Here is a 4,363-nt window from a genome sequence, read left to right as displayed (position 1 = left end):
GGGTTGGGTGGGGCGTTGAGCACTATTCGGGGTTCGTTTGTCGAATTGACGCCCCGGTGCGGCGTGTCGTCGATCGAGTCCGGGATAGTGCTCAAGCCCGGCCGACGGTCTGGGCCTCCAGGGGGCGTGACGCGTCGTGGCCAGTATGCTGATGCGCGTGAATGCACTGCTTGAAGACCTTTCCTGGCGTGGGCTGATCGCCCACTCGACCGATCTGGACGCTCTGGGGGCGCACCTGGATCAGGGACCGGTCAGGTTCTATGTCGGGTTCGACCCGACGGCTCAGAGCGTGCATACGGGCAACCTCGTCCAGATCCTCCTCGCCAAACGGTTGCAGGACGCCGGGCACCGGCCATTCCTCCTCGTCGGCGGGGCTACCGGGCTGATCGGCGACCCGAAGGAGTCGGGGGAGCGGGTCATGAACACCAAGGAACTCGTCCACGAATGGGTCGATAAGATCCGTGCGCAGGTCAGCGGATACGTCTCGTTCGAAGGCGAGAACGCCGCAACGATGGTCAACAACTACGACTGGACGGCCAACATGTCCGTCCTGGACTTCCTGCGCGACGTCGGCAAGCACTTCCCAGTCAACCGCATGCTGGCCCGTGACGTGGTGGCACGACGGCTGGAGGCGGGCATTTCCTACACCGAGTTCTCTTACGTGCTGCTGCAGTCGATGGACTACCGGGAACTCAACCGGCGCCACGGTGTCACGCTGCAGACCGGCGGCTCCGATCAGTGGGGCAACATCGCCGCGGGCGTCGAACTGATCCGCCGCAGCGATCAGCGCAGGGTTCACGCCATGGCGACCCCGTTGCTGACGAAGGCCGACGGCACCAAGTTCGGCAAGACCGAATCCGGCACCGTCTGGCTCGATGCGAACCTGACTTCGCCCTACGCCATGTACCAGTTCTTCCTGAACGCCGAGGATGCCAAGGTCGTCGACTACCTCAAGGTCTTCTCGTTCAGGGGCAGGGAGGAGATCGAGGCGCTTGAGCAGGCGACGCTTGAGGCACCCTTCAAGCGGGCCGCGCAGCGCGCCCTGGCCGATGACGTCACGGAACTTGTGCACGGCAGGTCCGAACGTGACGCTGCGGTCGCTGCGGCCGCTGCGCTGTTCGGCAGGGGCGCTCTGGAGGAGCTCACCGAGCACACGCTCACCTCAGTGGCGCGTGAGGTCGGTGGCGGCAGTTTCGACGGCGACGCGAGCATCGTCGATGTGCTCGTGGCTGGCGGTGTGGTCGACTCGCGCGGCGCGGCGCGCCGGGCGGTGGCCGAAGGTGGCGCGTACCTGAACAACCAGCGGGTTGAAGACCCCGATCTGGTGGTGGGTGCCGATCGCCTGCTGCACGGGCGCTTCGCCGTGGTGCGCCGGGGCCGCAAGACGGTCGGTGTGGCGGAGCGGGCCTGAGGTCACTGCCGTTCGGTGAGGCCCTCGACCCCGAGGGCGGTTACGGTCTTCCGCGTCCGTGCTGCGGACTCCTCCAGCTGGGATGCGATGGACGATCCGGCCCGCAACTCGTCGGCCACCAGATGCACACGCGAGGGTGTGCCGCCACGCATCGGGGTGATCATCGTCGGGGCGAACTCGGCAGCCGTGGCGGCGAAGGACCCGTCGGGGGTCTCGGTGAAGGTCACCTGACCCATGTACCCGTCGTAGGTGCGTGGCTTCGCGGGACCGCTGGCTGCGATCAGGTTGCCCATGCCGTAGAACACCCACTTCCCGTTCACCATGTCGATCGGCTGCACCACATGTGCATGCTGGCCGAAGACGAAGTCCACGTCTGGTGAGGCGGTCACGGCCGAGGCGAAGTCGAGTTGCTGCTGGTTCAGGCTGCTGGAGTACTCCTCACCCGCGTGCATGTGGACAGCGACTATGTCGGCGCCTGCGGCGCGTGCCTTGGCAGCGTCGGCGATCGCCTTTTCAGCATCGATCAGGTCAACTGACCAGTCACGGCCCTTGGACTTCGGGATTCCATTGAGTCCAAAGGTCTGGCTGATGACCGCGATCTTCACCCCCTCGTCGGTTGTGAAGATCACCGGGGCGGCGGCGTCCGACTCGGTCGCGTAGCTGCCGCTCGTGAGGATGCCGTGGGCGTGGTGCACCTCGAGGGTCCGCACGAGGCCGTCCCAGCCGGCGTCCATGGTGTGGTTCGACGCGGTGGTGCAAAGGTCCCATCCGGTGGCGGCGATCGCGGGTGCGATTTCCTGCGGCACCGCAAACATCGGGTAGTTTGAATACGGGCCCCCGGCCTCGGCGAAGGGCACCTCCGAGTGGCAGATGCCGAGATCTGCCGCGCTGACGAACTCACTGAGCGCCGCCAACTGTGGTGCGAAGTCCATGCCTCCATCGCCGTCGAGTTGCGCGGACTTCCAGAGGCTGTTGTGCCACAGAAGGTCCCCACTCACATTGATGGTGGCGGTGCGGGCGACGAATGGGGTCGGGGATGGTGTCGGCGAGGCCGAGACGATCGCCACCGGCGGCGTGGACTGAGTCGCCGGACTTTCCTGGCCATCCCCCGGACCGGCGCCGGCCACGTTGGGGCTGCAGGCGCTCAGCGCCACTACAGCCGACATCGCCACTACACGCAACAGTATCCCCATGGTGCAAGGGTAGGGCCGCTGCCAGGCGACCCGTGCGCTGGGCGGGGATTTCCCGCCAAAGCCGTTGGTTTGCCATCCGCGAGGGGATTGTGTAACGTACTCAGGGCTCAGACGGTGCACCGGACGGAAACGGCCGGGCCCGCGAGCCACCACCCTTCACCACAGAGTCTCGGGTGAACTTGCGTTCAACACGAACCAGTTCAAGGCCTGGGACACGTGCGGTGGGCTCAGGACGCCGGATTTGATCGGGCGGATGGAGCAAGGTAGTGTAGGTAGAGCCGCTACGGCGGTAACACAACTCCAAAGCTGCTCAGCCTCAGACCTCTGGTTTGACAAGCTGAGTGGGATCAAGTAAAGTTGGCCGAGTCGCTCCAAGCGGCAAGCCAACTGGGAAACGCCTAGTCAGATAGGATTTCCCAACACTTGAACCTAGTCGAATCCCAGTCAAAGCAATTTGACGGAATCGCCTCCAGCAAGTAAGGTTGGTCGAGTTGCCCCAAGCTGATGTCGTGCCGGTTGGTTCGGTTGATGTGTGGGTTGCACCCGAAACTTGAGAACTCAACAGCGTGCTTTATAGTCAATGCCAATTTTTTGTGCACATTGTGGTTGGGCCTTTTTTGGTCTGGTTGTGATGTGTTCCCGTCAGCGCAACTGTTTTGGTTGTGTTGCGGATTTCTTTGAGATTATTGATGAGTCCAGTTTTGGGCTTGGTCAGTGTCGAACTGATTGACAGTTATCGGCCGGTTTTTTGCTGGTTGTTCTGATAATTTTCAATGGAGAGTTTGATCCTGGCTCAGGACGAACGCTGGCGGCGTGCTTAACACATGCAAGTCGAACGGTAAGGCCCTTTCGGGGGTACACGAGTGGCGAACGGGTGAGTAACACGTGAGTAACCTGCCCTTGACTCTGGGATAACATCTGGAAACAGTTGCTAATACTGGATATGAGCTGCCCTGGCATCGGGGTGGTTGGAAAGTTTTTCGGTCAAGGATGGACTCGCGGCCTATCAGCTTGTTGGTGAGGTAGTGGCTCACCAAGGCTTCGACGGGTAGCCGGCCTGAGAGGGCGACCGGCCACATTGGGACTGAGATACGGCCCAAACTCCTACGGGAGGCAGCAGTGGGGAATATTGCACAATGGGCGGAAGCCTGATGCAGCAACGCCGCGTGCGGGATGACGGCCTTCGGGTTGTAAACCGCTTTCATCCATGACGAAGCTTTTGTGACGGTAGTGGAAGAAGAAGCACCGGCTAACTACGTGCCAGCAGCCGCGGTGATACGTAGGGTGCGAGCGTTGTCCGGATTTATTGGGCGTAAAGAGCTTGTAGGCGGTTTGTTGCGTCGGGAGTGAAAACTCAGGGCTTAACCCTGAGCCTGCTTCCGATACGGGCAGACTTGAGGAAGGTAGGGGAGATTGGAATTCCTGGTGAAGCGGTGGAATGCGTAGATATCAGGAGGAACACCAGTGGCGAAGGCGGATCTCTGGACCTTTCCTGACGCTGAGAAGCGAAAGCGTGGGGAGCAAACAGGCTTAGATACCCTGGTAGTCCACGCCGTAAACGGTGGGTACTAGGTGTGGGGGACATTCCACGTTCTCCGTGCCGCAGCTAACGCATTAAGTACCCCGCCTGGGGAGTACGGCCGCAAGGCTAAAACTCAAAGGAATTGACGGGGCCCCGCACAAGCGGCGGAGCATGCGGATTAATTCGATGCAACGCGAAGAACCTTACCTGGGTTTGACATATGCCGGAAACATCTAG

At 61.7% G+C, this 4,363-nt stretch carries 2 protein-coding genes and 1 rRNA gene; 2 read left to right on the top strand and 1 reads right to left on the bottom strand.

Translation table 11 applies throughout. The annotated features are described in order from the left end of the window. Positions 1-157: 157 nt before the first annotated feature. Entirely contained in the window at positions 158-1,411 is a 1,254-nt protein-coding gene (tyrS, locus tag BUC15_RS18525) for a tyrosine--tRNA ligase (protein ID WP_073191521.1), read from the top strand. 2 nt (positions 1,412-1,413) lie between these two features. Here the strand turns inward: tyrS and BUC15_RS18520 are convergent, their stop codons facing one another. Continuing rightward, the gene (locus BUC15_RS18520; protein ID WP_084189743.1) at positions 1,414-2,604 is read right to left on the bottom strand and encodes a CapA family protein; all 1,191 of its coding nucleotides are present in this window, start codon (positions 2,602-2,604) and stop codon (positions 1,414-1,416) included. Positions 2,605-3,374: 770 nt separating this feature from the next. Here BUC15_RS18520 and BUC15_RS18515 point away from each other — a divergent pair. Beyond that, positions 3,375-4,363: ribosomal RNA gene (locus tag BUC15_RS18515) — 16S ribosomal RNA — on the top strand; the annotation flags it as partial.

Origin of the sequence: Tessaracoccus bendigoensis DSM 12906, assembly GCF_900141915.1 — a bacterium.
Taxonomy (GTDB): Bacteria; Actinomycetota; Actinomycetes; order Propionibacteriales; family Propionibacteriaceae; genus Arachnia; species Arachnia bendigoensis.
The sequence above is the reverse complement of the archived record's forward strand: the minus strand, read 5'-3'. Positions and strand labels throughout refer to the sequence as shown.